This is a genomic window from uncultured Proteiniphilum sp. (assembly GCF_937873925.1).
Taxonomy (GTDB): Bacteria; Bacteroidota; Bacteroidia; order Bacteroidales; family Dysgonomonadaceae; genus Proteiniphilum.
The window spans coordinates 1-15,434 of record NZ_CALNAT010000205.1; the positions used below are offsets into that span (position 1 = coordinate 1).

At 47.8% G+C, this 15,434-nt stretch carries 11 protein-coding genes; 7 read left to right on the plus strand and 4 right to left on the minus strand.

From position 1 onward, the window contains the following. The coding region (locus tag Q0502_RS13890; RefSeq protein WP_298651813.1) for a hypothetical protein at positions 1–345 on the plus strand (345 nt) is incomplete at its 5' end. A 95-nt stretch (positions 346–440) separates the two neighbouring features. Continuing rightward, a complete protein-coding gene (gene rpoC, locus Q0502_RS13895; protein ID WP_298651815.1) occupies positions 441–4,727 on the plus strand; it encodes a DNA-directed RNA polymerase subunit beta' in 4,287 nt (1,428 codons plus the stop codon). Between the two features lie 282 nt (positions 4,728–5,009). Here rpoC and ppk1 read toward each other — a convergent pair whose 3' ends face one another. Beyond that, positions 5,010–7,088, minus strand: coding sequence for a polyphosphate kinase 1 (gene ppk1 / locus Q0502_RS13900; RefSeq protein WP_298651818.1), 2,079 nt, complete (start codon positions 7,086–7,088; stop codon positions 5,010–5,012). 87 nt (positions 7,089–7,175) lie between these two features. Between ppk1 and Q0502_RS13905 the strand changes: the two genes are divergently transcribed. The 3 genes from Q0502_RS13905 to Q0502_RS13915 all read left to right on the plus strand — a co-directional run bounded on the left by Q0502_RS13905 (position 7,176) and on the right by Q0502_RS13915 (position 8,387). Then, positions 7,176–7,673 carry a metallophosphoesterase family protein gene (locus tag Q0502_RS13905; RefSeq protein WP_298651821.1) on the plus strand — a complete coding sequence of 166 codons (498 nt, stop codon included), beginning with the start codon at positions 7,176–7,178 and terminating at the stop codon, positions 7,671–7,673. A gap of 70 nt (positions 7,674–7,743) precedes the next feature. Continuing rightward, complete coding sequence (locus Q0502_RS13910; protein ID WP_298651823.1) at positions 7,744–7,947, plus strand: hypothetical protein; 204 nt, start codon at positions 7,744–7,746, stop codon at positions 7,945–7,947. Further along, positions 7,944–8,387: a PIN domain-containing protein gene (locus Q0502_RS13915; protein WP_298651840.1), complete on the plus strand. Its 444-nt coding sequence runs from the start codon at positions 7,944–7,946 to the stop codon at positions 8,385–8,387. Before Q0502_RS13910 ends, Q0502_RS13915 begins: the two co-directional genes overlap by 4 nt. 67 nt (positions 8,388–8,454) lie before the next feature. On the opposite strand, the gene Q0502_RS13920 is transcribed toward Q0502_RS13915, so the two are convergent. The 3 genes from Q0502_RS13920 to Q0502_RS13930 form a co-directional block, all read right to left on the minus strand. Continuing rightward, positions 8,455–8,634 carry a hypothetical protein gene (locus Q0502_RS13920; RefSeq protein WP_298651826.1) on the minus strand — a complete coding sequence of 60 codons (180 nt, stop codon included), beginning with the start codon at positions 8,632–8,634 and terminating at the stop codon, positions 8,455–8,457. Positions 8,635–8,661: 27 nt separating this feature from the next. Beyond that, a complete protein-coding gene (locus Q0502_RS13925; protein ID WP_298651829.1) occupies positions 8,662–9,456 on the minus strand; it encodes a hypothetical protein in 795 nt (264 codons plus the stop codon). Positions 9,457–10,441: 985 nt separating this feature from the next. After that, positions 10,442–11,074, minus strand: a complete 633-nt coding sequence (locus tag Q0502_RS13930; protein ID WP_298651832.1) for a LysE family transporter — start codon at positions 11,072–11,074, stop codon at positions 10,442–10,444. 417 nt (positions 11,075–11,491) lie between these two features. Here Q0502_RS13930 and purL point away from each other — a divergent pair, with 417 nt between their 5' ends. After that, positions 11,492–15,193, plus strand: a complete 3,702-nt coding sequence (gene purL, locus Q0502_RS13935; RefSeq protein WP_298651835.1) for a phosphoribosylformylglycinamidine synthase — start codon at positions 11,492–11,494, stop codon at positions 15,191–15,193. A 40-nt stretch (positions 15,194–15,233) separates the two neighbouring features. Then, positions 15,234–15,434 (plus strand): acyl-CoA thioesterase (locus Q0502_RS13940; protein ID WP_298651838.1); only part of this gene is annotated, 201 nt, incomplete at its 3' end.

A 15,434-nucleotide genomic window follows, 5' to 3' on the forward strand; every position in this document is an offset into this window, starting at 1 on the left:
GTGGGTATCATCTACATGCTCAAACTCGGCCACATGGTGGAAGACAAGATGCATGCCCGTTCCATCGGCCCTTACTCCCTTATCACACAACAGCCGTTGGGCGGTAAAGCACAGTTCGGTGGCCAGCGTTTCGGGGAGATGGAAGTTTGGGCGCTCGAAGCATTCGGGGCGGCTCATATCCTTCAGGAGATACTCACCGTTAAATCGGACGATGTGGTAGGCCGCTCCAAAGCGTATGAAGCGATCGTGAAAGGAGAGGCAATGCCCCAGAGCGGGATCCCCGAATCATTGAACGTTCTGCTTCATGAATTGAGGGGACTGGGCCTTAACGTCAGTCTCGACTAATACATCTCCTCACATGAGAAGGGTCGTTGAAGGGCCTTTTTCCTTCCGGGGATAATCTTATTAATATTCCTATAACTCTTTATACTGATTAGTATATGGCATTTAGAAAAGAGAACAAAATAAAGAGTAACTTCTCAAAAATTACGATTGGGTTGGCGTCGCCTGAACAAGTTCTGGAGAACTCTTTCGGCGAAGTATTAAAACCCGAGACCATCAACTACCGCACCTATAAACCGGAGCGCGACGGTCTGTTCTGTGAACGGATATTCGGGCCGGTAAAAGACTACGAATGTCATTGCGGCAAGTACAAGCGCATCCGCTATAAAGGCATTGTGTGCGATCGCTGCGGCGTGGAAGTGACCGAGAAAAAAGTGCGTCGCGAACGTACGGGACATATCCACCTGGTGGTTCCGGTAGCTCACATCTGGTATTTCAGGTCGCTGCCCAACAAAATAGGATATCTGCTCGGGATCCCGACCAAAAAACTGGACTCCATCATATATTACGAAAGATATGTGGTGATTCAAGCTGGTGCATTGGAAGAAAAGGTGGCGGAGAAAGATCTTCTCTCCGAAGAAGAGTATCTCCAATTGCTGGATACGCTGCCCAAAGAAAACCAATTGCTCGAAGACAACGATCCCAACAAGTTCATCGCGAAGATGGGAGCGGAAGCTATCCTCGATCTACTGGAAAGGCTGAATCTCGACAAGTTGGCCAACCAACTTCGTCACCGTGCAAGTACCGACACCTCTCAACAACGTAAAAATGAGGCGTTGAAACAACTGCAGGTAGTAGAGGCTTTCCGCGGATCGAAAAATATCAACAAGCCGGAATGGATGATCATGAAGGTGATCCCTGTGATCCCGCCCGACCTGCGTCCGCTGGTGCCGCTGGACGGAGGTCGTTTCGCCACTTCCGACCTGAATGACCTCTATCGCCGTGTGATCATCCGTAACAACCGCCTGAAGCGGCTCATCGACATCAAGGCTCCGGATGTGATCCTGCGCAACGAGAAGCGTATGTTACAGGAAGCGGTAGACTCCCTGTTCGACAACTCACGCAAATCGAGCGCCATCAAAACCGAGTCGAACCGTCCGCTGAAATCCCTTTCCGACAGTCTGAAAGGTAAGCAGGGACGCTTTCGCCAGAACCTGCTCGGAAAACGTGTGGACTACTCGGCACGTTCAGTGATCGTGGTAGGCCCGGAACTGAAAATGCACGAATGCGGACTGCCCAAAGATATGGCGGCCGAACTCTATAAACCATTTATCATCCGCAAACTCATCGAGAGAGGTATCGTGAAGACGGTGAAATCTGCCAAGAAGATCGTGGACAGAAAAGAACCGGTTGTATATGATATCCTTGAGTATGTGATGAAAGGGCATCCGGTACTGCTGAACCGCGCCCCTACCCTTCACCGTCTGGGGATCCAGGCGTTCCAGCCCAAGCTGATCGAAGGTAAAGCCATTCAGTTGCACCCGCTGGCCTGTACCGCGTTCAATGCCGACTTCGACGGCGACCAGATGGCCGTCCACCTGCCGCTCGGCAACGAAGCCATCCTCGAAGCGCAACTGCTGATGCTGGCATCGCACAATATCCTGAACCCCGCTAATGGGGCACCTATCACCGTTCCGTCTCAGGACATGGTGCTGGGACTATATTACATCACAAAGATCCGTCCCGGCGCAAAAGGGGAAGGTATGACCTTCTACGGGGAGGAAGAGGCCATCATTGCTTACAACGAAGGCGCAGTAGATGTGCACGCTTTGGTGAAAGTGGTCGTGGACGATATCGACGAGGAAGGCAACCCGATCCGCAAGATGCACGAAACCAGCGTGGGACGTGTGATCACCAATGAAGCCATTCCCAAAGAGGTGGGATATATCAACGAATTGCTTTCCAAGAAATCGTTGCGTGACATCATCGGGAAGGTGATCAAGACCTGCGGGGTAGCCCGTACGGCACAGTATCTCGATGATATCAAAGACCTCGGTTACTATATGGCGTTCAAAGGAGGACTATCGTTCAACCTCGAAGATGTGATCATCCCCCAAGAGAAGGATACGCTCATTGAGGAAGGATATGCCGAAGTAGAGCAGATCATGGAGAATTACAATATGGGATTCATCACCTATAACGAACGTTACAACCAGATCATCGACACGTGGACGCATATCAACTCCAAACTTTCGAACATCCTGATGAAGCAACTCGCTGAAGATGATCAGGGCTTCAACTCAGTATATATGATGCTCGATTCGGGTGCCCGCGGTTCGCGCGAACAGATCCGGCAGTTGTCGGGTATGCGCGGATTGATGGCGAAACCCCAGAAGAGCGGCGCCGAAGGAGCGCAGATCATTGAGAACCCCATTTTGGCCAACTTCAAGGAGGGATTGTCAGTGCTGGAGTACTTTATCTCTACGCACGGCGCGCGTAAGGGTCTTGCCGATACGGCGCTGAAGACAGCCGACGCCGGATACCTCACCCGCCGTCTGGTAGACGTATCACAGGATGTCATCATCAACGAAGAAGACTGCGGCACATTGCGCGGTCTGGCAGCTACAGCCATCAAGAATAACGATGAGGTGATCGCCTCGCTCTATGAACGCATATTGGGACGTGTATCGGTACACGATGTGCAGCATCCCAACACAGGAGAGATCATTGTGAATGCAGGAGAAGAGATCACCGAAGATATAGCGAAAAAAATTGAAGAATCGCCCATTGAACGTGTGGAGATCCGTTCGGTACTCACCTGCGAATCATCCCACGGTGTCTGTGCGAAATGTTACGGCAGGAACCTTGCTTCCGGCAGGATGGTACAGAGAGGTGAAGCGGTAGGAGTGATCGCCGCCCAATCCATCGGGGAGCCGGGAACACAGCTTACGCTGCGTACGTTCCACGTAGGGGGTATCGCTTCCAACATTGCCACCGAAAACAGCATCGTCACCAAATACGACGGTACGCTGGAATTCGATGAGCTTCGTTATGTGGAGACCACCGATGCCGCAGGCAATGCCTACAAAGTAGTGGTAAGCCGGTTGGTGGAAATGCGTATCATAGATCCCAACACCAGGATCGTGCTGCTGGCCCATAATGTCCCCTACGGTTCGAAACTCTATTTCAACCAGGGCGATAAAGTGAAGAAAGGCGACCTGATCTGTGAATGGGACCCGTTCAACGCGGTCATCGTTTCCGAAGCGTCCGGAAAGATCCGGTTCGAAAGCTTTACTGAGAATATCACCTACAAAGTCGAGTCCGACGAACAGACCGGCCTGAAAGAAAGGGTGATCATCGAATCACGTGATAAAACCAAAGCGCCTTCGGCACACATCGTGGATGAGAACGACGATATCCTGCGTACCTATACCCTTCCCCTGGGGTCGCACATCGTGAAGAACGAGAACGACGATATCAAGGCAGGAGATGTGCTCGTAAAGATCCCGCGTGCCGTTGGTAAAGCCGGTGACATCACGGGAGGTCTGCCTCGTGTAACCGAGCTGTTCGAAGCCCGTAACCCGTCGAATCCGGCGGTAGTTGCCGAGATCGACGGTGAAATATCATTCGGCAAGATCAAACGGGGTAACCAGGAGATTTCCGTCACTTCCAAGACAGGTGAGATAAAGAAATACATGGTACCCCTCTCCAAGCAGATATTGGTACAGGAAAATGACTATGTACGCGCAGGGATGCCCCTCTCCGACGGAGCCATCACCCCGTCCGATATTCTGGCCATCAAAGGGCCGACTGCCGTGCAGGAATATATCGTGAATGAAGTGCAGGACGTATACCGCCTGCAGGGTGTGAAGATCAACGACAAGCACTTTGAGGTGATTGTCCGCCAGATGATGCGTAAGGTGGAAGTAGTGGATCCGGGCGATACCCGCTTCCTCGAGCAGCAGTTGGTTGACAAGAACGAGATGATGGAAGAGAACGACCGCATCTGGGGGAAGAAGGTAATTATGAATGCCGGGGACTCGCAACTGTTCGAACCGGGCCAGATCGTGACCGCCCGTAAGCTGCGCGACGAAAACAGCTCGCTGAAACGTCGCGACCTGAAACCGGTGGAAGCACGCGATGCCGTTCCCGCCACCGCCAACCAGGTGTTGCAGGGAATTACCCGCGCCGCGCTCCAGACGACCAGCTTCATGTCGGCCGCTTCATTCCAGGAGACAACCAAAGTACTGAACGATGCCGCTATCAACGGTAAGACGGATACGCTGGAAGGTCTGAAGGAGAACGTGATCTGCGGCCATCTCATCCCTGCCGGAACCGGCCAGAGGGAGTTCGAGAAATTAGTGGTCGGCTCACGCGAAGACTTCGAAAAACTGAGCGCAAACAAACGTGTAAATCTGTTTCAGGAAGTGACGGCGGAAGAATAATTCTTTATCGCAATATATATCAAGAAGGCATCCTTTTCGGGATGCCTTCTTTTTTCATACCCTCACCGCTCCGTAATTCCGGTGCGTTTTTTTGTTACAAATTCTTTATCCTTTGACTTTCTTCGTTAATAGAAGAACGTGATTGATATTTACTTTTTTGAGAACTGAAAGCCATTTGTTTTTTTACGGATATTGTTTTCATTGCCTTATAATGTCATCCATTCAATTGCTTTTGTATGACAAATATACATATTTTGACCCCGGAGCAGATAAAAAATAGCTTTACTGCTGGGTCGATTTTTTCAGGTAATCATAGGTCGCCTGCTGGGCGCGTACAGGGGGTGCATCAATTGGAGCCGTATCCCGTTTAAATACGTTCTGCAGGTTCTCGTCGATCCATACCGCGCTCTGGTTGTCGGTAAGCTGTATCTTCAGTATATCGATGATCTGTCGCTTCAGCGATTCCGTATAGATAGGGAAAGCCACCTCGATGCGGCGGTACAGATTACGTTGCATCCAGTCGGCCGAGGTCAGGTAGATATTCTCTTCCCCTGCGTTGAAGAAATACCAGACCCGTGCATGCTCCAGATAGGCGTCCACGATACGGGTAACGGTGATATTTTTGCTGAACGGCTGGCCGGGAACCAGGCAGCAGATACCGCGTATGATCAGGTCGATCTTCACTCCCACCTCGCTGGCGCGATAAAGCGCATTGATCATCCCTTTGTCTTCCAGACTGTTCATCTTTAAGATGATATATCCAATGCCCCCATTCTTCACATGTTCGATCTCCCGCTCTATCATCCGGTGGATCTCCGGAAGCATGTTGAACTGTGTCACCAGCAGATGTTTGAAGTCGTGCATATAAGGTTTTCCCTCCAGCACCCGGAACACCTCGTCGATATCTTTGATAAATTCTTTGTTCGAAGTAAGCAATCCCTTATCGGAATAGATACGGGCCGTTTTCTCGTTGAAGTTACCCGTCCCCAGATAGGCATACCCTTTGATGGGATCATCCGGGTCGTTGCTGCGCTTCCGTACATAGGCCAGCTTGGCATGCACCTTCAGCCCCGGCAGGCTGTAAATGATCTTCACCCCTGCCTGCTGCATCAGTTCGGAAGTAAGGTAATTATTCATCTCATCGAACCGGGCTTTTAGTTCTACAAAGACAGTCACCTTTTTACCGTTCTTCGCCGCGCTGATCAGGCTGTTGATGACGGCCGAGTTCTCCGCTACACGGTATTGGGTCACCTTGATCTCCAGCACCTTGGGGTCGAAGGCGGCCTGCAAAAGGAACCGCAACAGATAATCAAACGACTGGTAGGGAAAATGCAGTAAAACATCCTGTTTCCGCAATACCCGCAGAACGGAATTGTTGGTCTCCAGTTCGGGCACCCGCAGTGGTTGCGGCAGTTTTTGTTTCAGCGAATCACCTACCGGGTTAGGCAGACTCGACAGGTCGGCCAGATTGAGGTAACGTCCCGAAGGGAGCAATTCTTCCTCTTCAATTTCATACGCTTCACAGAGATATTCCAGAAAATAGTCCGGCATATCCTTGTCGTACTGAAACCGGGTAACCGCTCCTATCTTACGCTTGCGCACCTTGCGCAGAATCTCCGAGGCAATATCTTTCCGATCCTCGTCTTCTAATGAAAAGTCGGCATCACGCGAGATCTTGATACTGAAGCAGTCCACGATCTCATATCCCGGAAATACACTTTCCATATTCGCTTTGATCACATCATCGATAAACATGATGTAATGATTGCCACCATGCGAAGGAAGTTCAATGAACCGGGGTATTTTGGTATAGGGGATTTTCATAATTGCATAGGTATATCCCCATTTATCCGACTTTTTTTTCTTTTTCAACAGACTGATAGACTGATAAATACGACCGTCCTGAATAAACGAATGGATATCATCTTTCTGAATGATCATCGGCTGCAAATAGGGAAATACCTCTTCGTTGAAATATTTTTTCACATATTCCCGATGGAACGGCTCCACCTTGTCGGTCTGGTACAACACGATACCGTTTCGCTTCAACTCTGGCAGGATCATGTTGTTGAAAATATGATAGTACTCTTTCTCCTGTGCCGTGACCTCGCTGTTGATCTGCACAATGGTCTTCATCGCCTCTTCCATCGATTCGTCCCGATTGATGCTTTCCAGCAGGGAGCTATGGTATCCCGAGACGCGGATCTTATAGAATTCTTCCAGATTGGAAGAATAAATAGAGAGAAATTTGATGCGTTCATACACTGGCAACCGTTCGTCTTTCGCTTCCAGCAGTACACGGTAATTGAATGACAACCAGCTGATATCGCGTTTGAAATAAGAGTATGGATTATTTCCCATTATAATGGATTTTCTTTTATACATTAAACCTCAAAAATACAAAGTTTGTTCGAATAAACTATTTTTGCAGAATAAAACAATAATCGTATGAAAAAAATAGGATTACTTTCCGACACCCACAGCCATTGGGATGAGAAATTCGAGACATACTTTGCCTTATGCGATGAAATATGGCATGCCGGCGACATCGGCTCCCTCACCCTCGCCTGCCGGTTCGAAGCATTGAAACCCTTCCGGGCAGTCTATGGCAATATCGACGATGCTGCCGTCCGTCAGGCATATCCCCATACATTGCGTTTCACGCTCGAAAATGTTGATGTGATGATCACTCATATCGGCGGTTATCCCGGCCGTTACGATCCTGCCGTCCTGCCACAGTTACGCGCCAATCCCCCGAAGCTGTTTATTGCCGGCCACTCCCATATACTGAAAGTGATGTATGATAAAAAACTGGAATGCCTCTATATGAATCCCGGCGCCGCCGGAAAGTACGGGTTCCATCAGGTGCGGACCCTCCTCCGTTTCGTACTGGACGACGGCAATATCAGAGACCTTGAGGTCATCGAGATAGGAAAGCAGGGTTAAAAGAAGTTTACCTGTTGATTTACACGTAAGAAGTTGTATATTTGCGGAAACTACATAAGCAATATATAGTATGATTATAGAAAGAATAACAGATAACAGCATTACCATCTCACTGTCGAAAGACATTGATTTGTTCGGAATACAGAGGTTAATAGATTATGCCCGGTATTTGGAAGCAATATCGCAATCAAAAGCCAAACAATCGGAAATAGACAAGTTGGCGGATGAAGTAAATGAAGATTGGTGGGAACGGAACAAGAGTCGTTTCATATGACCATCATTGGGGATGCAAATATTATTTTCAGTGGCATATTGAATGCTAACGGAAAAATAGGCGATCTGTTGCTAAATTCTCCGGATAGGTTTTTGTTTATAGCGCCAGAGTTTTTACGAACGGAAATTTATAGTCATCATGATAAACTGATGAAAATTTCCAAATTATCAATAAAGCAACTCCTCGAAGCGGAATATCAGTTGTACAAGTCGATTGAGTTTATTTCCGAAGAACAGATAGAACCCCGACATTGGAAGTTAGCAGCAGATTTGGTATCGGATATAGATCCCAAAGATGCTGTTTATATCGCCTTTACCAAACAGTTCAACTGTAAATTATGGACAGGCGATAAACAAATGCATAAAGGGCTCTTAAAAAAAGGATTTAAAGATATTCTTACAACCCGTGAACTGTTTAATTTACGAAACAAGACAAAATAGTAGTTGAAAGAATAATTATCATTTCTAAAAATAAAAACCTATAAATAAAAGGGTTACACATACAGGGTTAAAACAGTCGGGGGAACAACAACAGCAGGATCCCTCCCACGCCGAGCAGCATTAGGATGCCCCACACACTCCGGTTGAGCAATACCAACCCTCTCCGGTTAAAGTGTTTGCGCAGCCAGGAAACCAAAGTGGTGAGAAAAAACCACCACACAAAGGTAGCTGCGGTAAATGCAGCCAACCCGGCGGCAAAAAAACTTGATATTTCTTATTTTCCACGAATGGAAGAAGAAGATGTCAATATGATTCCGTTACTCAATTCGATTTCAACTTTTGCATAATTTCCATTCGAGAAGCTTTCCTTGTCAATTCCGTCAAAAATAAAATGAGCTTCAGCAAACACAAGGGGATTATCGGACAAGTATTCTTTTATGGTTGTTCCTATCTTAATTTTGCCTAACAGTTTTTTCTCAGAATTGATGATAATATTTTCTCCTACTTCCGAGTGGGAATTTGGATTGCTGACATAAAAGAAACGTGCCTGGTCTGTTATATCAGATATGAATGAACCGTTCTTATCATACATGGTGATGCGAATAGACTTGCAAGCCTCTGTTCTGTATTCTACATGAATAGGCACATCGCCAGTGTACTTGTCATTATCAGGATCAAGAAAGTTTGCAAGTTGCAGCTCAATCGCCTTGTCTCCATCGATGGAATAGTGGTGAGGTGTGGAATAGCCTGGTTGTACTTTGAGAGCACTTGTTACAAAGATATGTAAATCTGCACATGTGGTGTCAATGATGTTTGGCGAATAATCATTGTGATAGGCTATTAAACTCTCAGCCGGCCGATGAATGTAATTCAAGTGCCATCCATGATTTCCAACTATTGTATCGTTTTCGCCGCTGCAGGACATCACTAATATCGCTGTAAACAAATAAATAAAAATTCTACCTGAAGTCATAATGAATTTTCTTATCGTATTTATATTCTCTATCCAAATATGTCCATGTTGCGTCCGGATAACTGCCGAAAAGGCCATTGTCGTTATCTCCATCATATCCCCAATTCATAAGGAACTCTGTAATAAAATTGCAAACAAAAAAGCAAGTCCGATTGTTGATAGGTTTTTTTTCATGTCGTATATTTTTTAGGTTTTTCACAAAATTAAAACAGAAAAAGCAAAATTACAAATAATTTATGTTATTTATACATATAAAAGCAGCAATTAAAGTTATTTTATATTAATGTAATTGTGATTTTAAAGATGATATATGTGAAATTTACCCTAAAAAGCTTACATATTCATCCCTCTTTTCTTAAGCCTCGCGTGTTTTTGTCTTTCTTCCTTATTGTTCTGTATCGACTTTTGTTTTTCTGCCATTATATAGCAATCTTATCGGTTTTACGTTCTGAAGTAAAAATATTCCTTCAAGGTATGCCGAGGTAAAAGCAATTATGACCAAAGCGAAAAGTTTTTCGATATGCCTTAAGTTAGTTAAATGAGTTTTCTCTATATTGAAACCACTTGTTTTTAGTGCTCTAAAGAACTTATGAGAAGCTTCTCATAAGGCTTCCAGAGTAACCCAAGGGAATTCTTGAAATACGCCCCATGTTCCATTTTACCCCATCAAGGATAAAAGCCCATAGATGTGTATGTTTTGTGGCATATAAAATATACAAGGAACTTGAAAGAAAGCATGCCATTAAGGGAGTCGGGAAGAGTGTGGATAAGGTACTAAGTATAGCAAAAGCCATTACCACGCTAAAATCAAACTCCCGAAAAGTGGAGATACAATGAGTAGAACTATGCTGATAACGCCAAGACACAAATCTATAGCCCAACTTTTTGATGAGGATTTTTGGACGAATTATTAGGGTGTCCCTGTGTCGAAGTCAGGAAAAAGGGTTTACAGATATTCTTACAACCCGTGAACTGTTTAATTTACGAAACAAGACAAAATAGTAGTTGAAAGAATAATTATCATTTCTAAAAATAAAAACCAATAATAAAAGGGTTGCACATAGAGTTAGGACATAGAGGGTTAAAACAGTCGGGGGAACAACAACAGGATCCCTCCCACGCCGAGCAGCATCAGTACAGCACCCACACTCCGGTTGAGCAATACCAGCCCTCTCCGGTTAAAATGCTTGCGCAACCAGGAAACCAAAGTGGTGAGAAAAAACCACCATACGAATGTGGCCACGGTAAATGCGATCAATCCGGCGACAAAAAAACTTCTCCCATCCGCCAAAGGGTTAAATGATAAATGGGCATAAAGTCCCATAAGTATTAAGATAATCGCCACATTGGAAAAGGTAAGTAAAAACGATGAAACAAAATCCCTAAGATACCGTGTTTCCTGGGACAATTTATCGGGAGCCCAGTCCCTCAAAGGGTTGGAACGGAATACCATAAGGCCAAACAAGAAAAGGATAATGCTTCCCGCAACCCGTATAACCTGCTCATAGCTATCGAAAAAATCCGCAACAAAACTCAATCCTATTAATGTGATCACGGCATAAGTCAGATCGGACAGCATAGCACCCAATCCCGTTACGAAACCGTGCCACCAGCCCCGGTTGAGTGTCCGCTGGATGACCAGCATATTGATCGGCCCCATAGGCGCAGAGACCAGCAATCCAATAAGAAACCCTTTGGCCATTATCTCAAGCATATACCATCAGTTTATAGGGATTCGGTTTCAAATTTTTCCGGTGCAAAGGTACATCCATTCTCAAAACAGACAAAATATGTTTTATATACTATGTTCCATATGATTTTTTAATTCTTGGCATGAAGGTGTACGGAACGTTTTAGAACCAAGATTTTTAGAATCAAGAACCAAGATGAATCTGTAGTGAAAAGATTAAAATCAAAACTCTGAAATTGAAATGTCCTGACTCTTGGCTCTTTGTTCTTTACTCTTAATTCATGCTCGTTTCATGCTTTTTCATTAACTTTGTCACTCAATTCAGCTTAGTGAATAAAGAGCGACGAAAGATTGATAAAAGATTGATTACGCACCAAAAAAATCAATCTCACTCAATCTAAGTCAATTCCACTCAATCTAAGTCAATCTAAAAAAAGAGATATGATTACATTTTTCAGAACTCCCTCCCAAAGCGTGATCGCTATACAAGCCAATACGGAATTTTCCCCGGAAGACATCAAGAAACTGATCTGGCTGTTCGGAGAGGCTGAAGTGCTCCCCACAGAAAGCATCGACCAACTCTTTATTGGCCCCCGCCGTGAGATGATTACCCCGTGGAGCACCTGCGCCGTGGAGATCACCCAGAACATGGGTATCGGGGGTATCACACGCATCGAAGAATATACCCCTTATACAGACGATGAGGCAACGGAATTTGATCCGATGTTGCAACGCAGGTATGAAAAACTGGATCAATCTGTTTTCACCATCGACAAACAACCGGAAGAGATCATATATATCGACGATATCGCCGCATATAACCAGGCGGAAGGACTTGCCCTGAGTAATGAAGAGATCGATTACCTCAACGCCGTCAGCCAAAAAATGGGACGCAAACTTACCGACAGTGAAGTGTTCGGATTCTCCCAGGTCAATTCGGAACATTGCCGCCACAAAATCTTTAACGGCAAATTCGTGATCGATGGTGAAGAGAAAGAGATGACCCTGTTCCAGTTGATAAAGAAAACCTCCTCCGTCAACCCGAACAGCCTTATCTCGGCCTACAAAGATAATGTGGCCTTTGTGCAGGGCCCGACCATCGAACAGTTTGCACCCGCGAGCGGCGATAAACCCGATTTCTTCCTGACCAAAGAGATAGAAAGCGTGCTCTCGCTCAAAGCCGAAACGCATAATTTCCCCACCACGGTAGAGCCGTTCAACGGCGCTTCTACCGGTACGGGGGGTGAGATCCGCGACCGGCTGGCAGGCGGAAGGGGCTCACTCCCGGTAGCAGGGACAGCCATTTACATGACTTCTTACCCCCGCCTCGAAGAAGGGCGTGAATGGGAGCAGGCACTTCCCCCACGCAAATGGCTTTACCAGACCCCCGAACAGATCCTCATCAAAGCCTCCAACGGAGCATCCGATTTCGGGAACAAATTCGGCCAACCGCTGATCTGCGGGTCGGTACTCACCCTGGAACATGCCGAAAACGACAAGAAATTCGGATACGACAAGGTGATCATGCTTGCCGGCGGGATCGGCTATGCCAACAAGCGCGATGCAAAAAAAGGAGAACCGCAGAGCGGCGAAAAAGTGGTGGTGCTGGGCGGTGATAATTACCGTATCGGTATGGGTGGCGGCGCCGTTTCGTCGGTTAATACCGGCGAATATTCCGCAGGAATTGAACTGAATGCCGTACAACGCGCCAACCCGGAAATGCAGAAACGTGTAGCCAACGTGATCCGGGCACTGGCCGAATCGGACGAAAACCCGATCGTCTCTATCCACGACCACGGTGCGGGCGGCCATCTGAACTGCCTGTCGGAATTGGTGGAAAAGACAGGAGGCGTCATCGAGATGGATAAACTGCCTGTCGGCGATGAAACGCTATCCGCCAGGGAGATCATAGGAAACGAAAGCCAGGAACGGATGGGTTTACTGGTACAACCACAGGATATAGCACGTATCGAGCGTATCGCCTCCCGTGAACGGTCGCCCATGTATGTAGTAGGTGAAACCACAGGCGATATGAAATTCACCTTCCGCCAGCCGGACGGCGCCTGCCCCATCGATATGGAACTGGAAGACTTCTTCGGAAAACCGCCCGTCACCATCATGGAAGATACTACCATCACGGAAGAATACAGCGCTCCGGAGTACGATCAGGAATTACTGGAGACCTATATCGAAGATGTGCTCAAATTAGAGGCTGTCGCCTGCAAGGATTGGCTTACCAACAAGGTGGACCGCTCCGTTACGGGAAAAATCGCCCGCCAGCAATGCCAGGGCGAAATCCAACTGCCGCTGAGCGACTGCGGCGCCATCGCACTCGATTACAAGGGCTATGCCGGTATGGCCACATCACTGGGGCACGCCCCCCAGGTGGCCATGATAGACCCTGCCGCCGGATCGGTGATGGCAGTGGCCGAAGCGCTCACCAATATTGTCTTTGCACCGCTTGCCGACGGTCTGCCATCCGTCTCCCTCAGCGCCAACTGGATGTGGCCCTGCCGTAACCCCGGTGAGGACGCCCGCCTTTACAAAGCGGTGGAAGCCTGCTCCGACTTCGCCTGCGACCTGGATATCAACATTCCTACCGGAAAAGACTCGCTCTCCATGACGCAGAAGTATGGCGACGACAAAGTATACTCACCCGGTACGGTCATTATCTCGGCTGCCGCCGAGGTAAAGAATATCCGCAAGATCGTATCACCTGTGCTGGCTTACATAAGAGGAACCTACCTCTATTATATCGATTTTTCATTCGATACTTTCAAGCTGGGAGGCTCCGCATTCGCACAAACGATGAGCAAGCTCGGGGACGAAGTGCCTACCGTGACCGATGCAGAATATTTCAAGAATACGTTTGCCGCCGTACAGGAGTTGGTGAACCGCGGATTGATCCTTGCCGGACATGATATCTCCGCGGGAGGGATGATCACCGCCATGCTCGAGATGTGTTTCACCAATCCGCAGGGGGGACTGGAAGCACGCTTCGATAAGATCCGGCATGCAGATCTCATAAAAATCCTCTTCTCCGAAAACCCGGGGGTGATCATCCAGGTGAAACATCATCATTTAGTAGAAAAGATCCTGCAGGATTACGGCGTGGGGGCCGCTATTGTAGCCCGCCCTATCGAAGAACGCAAACTGGTCATCACCAAAGAGGGATTTACCAGAGAGCTTGACATTGACCGGCTGCGTGATGTGTGGTATAAAACCTCCTGGCTGCTTGACCGGAAACAGAGCGGAGAAGTCTGCGCCGCACAGCGGTTCGAAAATTATAAAAACCAACCGCTTCAGTTCGGGTTCAACCCCTCCTTTACAGGGAAGATGGAAGAGCTGGGGCTGAATCCCGGAAGGAAAGAGAGGTCGGGACTCACCGCCGCCATTATCCGTGAAAAAGGCACCAACGGCGAGAGGGAGATGGCCTATACGCTTTGGCTGGCCGGTTTCGATGTGAAAGATGTGCATATGACGGATCTTACCTCCGGCCGCGAGACGCTGGAAGACGTGCAGTTCGCCGTCTTCTGCGGGGGATTCTCCAATTCCGATGTGCTGGGCTCTTCCAAGGGATGGGCCGGCGGCTTCCGCTACAACGAAAAAGCGAAAACGGCGCTGAATAGCTTCTTCGCCCGCGAAGACACGCTGAGTTTAGGTATCTGTAATGGCTGCCAACTGTTGATGGAACTGGGACTGATCTACCCCGAAATGGGTGAGAACCATCCTAAAATGCATCATAACGTATCCCACAAATTCGAATCGACTTTTGTGAGTCTGGAGATACCTAAAAACGAATCGGTCATGCTCAAATCGCTTGCGGGCACAAAGCTCGGGATTTGGGTAGCACACGGTGAAGGGCGCTTCCGGTTACCGAAGTCCGAATCAGCTTACCACATCGCGGCAAAGTATCTCTACGACGAATATCCGGGTAACCCCAACGGCTCCGATTATGCCACGGCAGCCGTCTGCTCGCGCGACGGCCGCCACCTGGCCATGATGCCGCATCCCGAACGCTCCGTCTTCCCCTGGCAAAACGCATGGTACCCCCACGCTTACCGCAAGCATGAGGTAACTCCCTGGATGGAAGCGTTTGCCAACGCAAGAGAATGGTTGAAGGAAAAAAATCAGACGATTTAGAAAACGGGAACAGAATATCAGGAAAGGGGGCAAAAAATCAATGGAGCCGGTTTTTGCATACAGGATGAAAGTGCGCGATTACGAATGCGACGTGCAGGGACATGTCAACAACGCCAACTATCAGCACTATTTTGAAGTGGCGCGGCATGAGTTGCTGGAAAAAGTGGGGCTCAATTTTCATGAGCTGCACGTGCGGGGGATTGATGCGGTGGTCGCCAGGGTGGAGATCCGCTACAAGATG

Excerpts from the sequence above, each read along its gene's own strand:
- rpoC (WP_298651815.1), top strand. The coding sequence starts at position 441 with ATGGCATTTAGAAAAGAGAACAAAATAAAGAGTAACTTCTCAAAAATT.
- ppk1 (WP_298651818.1), bottom strand. The coding sequence starts at position 7,088 with ATGGGAAATAATCCATACTCTTATTTCAAACGCGATATCAGCTGGTTG.
- Q0502_RS13905 (WP_298651821.1), top strand. The coding sequence starts at position 7,176 with ATGAAAAAAATAGGATTACTTTCCGACACCCACAGCCATTGGGATGAG.
- Q0502_RS13910 (WP_298651823.1), top strand. The coding sequence starts at position 7,744 with ATGATTATAGAAAGAATAACAGATAACAGCATTACCATCTCACTGTCG.
- Q0502_RS13915 (WP_298651840.1), top strand. The coding sequence starts at position 7,944 with ATGACCATCATTGGGGATGCAAATATTATTTTCAGTGGCATATTGAAT.
- Q0502_RS13925 (WP_298651829.1), bottom strand. The coding sequence starts at position 9,456 with ATGATGGAGATAACGACAATGGCCTTTTCGGCAGTTATCCGGACGCAA.
- Q0502_RS13930 (WP_298651832.1), bottom strand. The coding sequence starts at position 11,074 with ATGCTTGAGATAATGGCCAAAGGGTTTCTTATTGGATTGCTGGTCTCT.
- purL (WP_298651835.1), top strand. The coding sequence starts at position 11,492 with ATGATTACATTTTTCAGAACTCCCTCCCAAAGCGTGATCGCTATACAA.